Origin of the sequence: Catenibacterium faecis, assembly GCF_014306455.1 — a bacterium.
Classification (GTDB): Bacteria; Bacillota_I; Bacilli_A; order Erysipelotrichales; family Coprobacillaceae; genus Catenibacterium; species Catenibacterium mitsuoka_A.
The window spans coordinates 1-1753 of sequence record NZ_JACRWG010000124.1 but is presented as its reverse complement, the minus strand read 5'-3'; the positions used below and the strand labels follow the sequence as shown (position 1 = coordinate 1753).

Annotated in this window: 2 protein-coding genes; both read left to right on the top strand. The window is 36.6% G+C overall.

The features are described 5' to 3' along the window. On the top strand, nucleotides 1-917 hold a 917-nt coding region (locus H8909_RS12990; protein WP_439647253.1), incomplete at its 5' end, for a Mu transposase domain-containing protein. Nucleotides 918-921: 4 nt separating this feature from the next. Then, nucleotides 922-1677: an IS21-like element helper ATPase IstB gene (gene istB, locus H8909_RS12985; protein WP_187013125.1), complete on the top strand. Its 756-nt coding sequence runs from the start codon at nucleotides 922-924 to the stop codon at nucleotides 1675-1677. Nucleotides 1678-1753: the final 76 nt, after the last annotated feature.

The window sequence follows — 1753 nt, the reverse complement described above, 5'->3', positions numbered from 1 at the left end:
AATCATGCAAGACCAGACATGCCTATACAAAAGGAACCAATGAGGCTCGCAATAAGGTTATGGACTGGCTTAGAAGCTACAGTGGTGAGTTTGACTCCATAGAGGAGCTTCAGAAGATTGTGGATAAGCTCAATGTGAAGATGAATACAAATATATGTCAGGGCACAGGAATGTCTCCCTGCCTGCTTTTCATAAAAGAAAAGGAATACCTCACACCTCTTCCTGACAGAACTGTCCTGGATGGATACCTCAGCCCTCACAAAGTAAAGGTATCATCACAGCAGCTTGTCTATTTCAATGGTGCTCAGTATTCCGTTGATAGGAAGTATATCGACGAATATGTAAGTATTGAGACATTCGATGATATGCTTCAGATATATTATAAAGGAAAACTGATTCAAGTACATACTATATCAAGAAATCCAATCAATTATACAAAGAAGCACTATGAACAGTCTATATCCAAACAGCTTGCAGGAAACAAAGATTTTAGTAAAGTTGTCGCAAACAATCTATCCATTATGGATAAACTGCTTGATGCAAGAGAAATCGTTTTAACTAGGAATGATGCATTGAAATCTTATGATCATATGATTGCGTATCTTGTATCACAGGAATCGCTCAGTTCCTGGATAAAGAGATTCATACAGACACTTAACAAGGAAGAACGAAAGATTTTTTATACAGAGGTATCAAAGATTCTTCCATATATCACTGATGAAGAACAGTTCTTCGCTGCATTAAAAAAGTCAGCCAACAAGAAGGAACTGAAGATTCTTAGAGTGAATCTGTGGGGATTTGATATTATGGATATTTATAACTTTCTATCACAGGAAGGTTATGATTCAATCTACCAAGCATTTGAGAAAGAGACAACAAATTATTTAAGAACATACAGAATGGAAATGGAGGATTAATAGTATGAGTTCAATAAATGTATTAATGAATAATCTAGAGAAGCTGAAGCTTCCCAAGATGAAGGAGAATATAAACAAGTACCTGGATATGATGTCTGACGGGGTAAAGACACCTCTGGAAGCCATAGATGAGATGGTTCAGCTGGAGATGAAATACAAGGAGGATTTAGCCATAGTCAGCTGTGTTAAGGTGGCAAACTTCCCTTTTCAGAGAAGTCTTCAGGACTTTGATTTTAGCTTTCAGCCCTCACTGGATAAAAAGAAAATTGAAGATTTAGCCACATTAAGGTTCATTGAAAACTGTGAGAATATAATCATATGTGGAACACCCGGAGTGGGCAAGACGCATCTAGCTGTAGGTATTGGTACAGAAGCTGCCAAGCAGAGATATTCTGTATACTGTATTTCGTTTCATGATCTCATAGCACAGCTCAGAAAGGCTAAATATGAGAACAGACTAGAAAGAAGAATCAAGTGGATATGCAGATATAAGCTTCTTATAGTTGATGAGTTAGGATACGAGAAAATGGATGCAGATACTGCCAATCTGTTCTTCAATCTCATTGCGAAGAGATATGAGAAATCAAGCACAATTATAACCACAAACCTAACATTCTCTAAATGGCCAGAGGTGTTTGGTGATCCTGTTCTTACTAATGCCTTATTGGATAGACTTCTTCATCATAGTTCTGTATTAAACATCAACGGTCCGTCATATAGACTCAAAGATCAGCTTCAATTCATAGTAGATGAAGACTAAAAAGACAATATAAGAATGTAGGAAAACCTACATTCTTATATTGTCCTAAACCTACATTTTTATATTGACTTTTGCA

Bases quoted from the DNA above. Each gene is read 5' to 3' on its own strand.
- istB (WP_187013125.1), top strand. From the start codon at position 922: ATGAGTTCAATAAATGTATTAATGAATAATCTAGAGAAGCTGAAGCTT.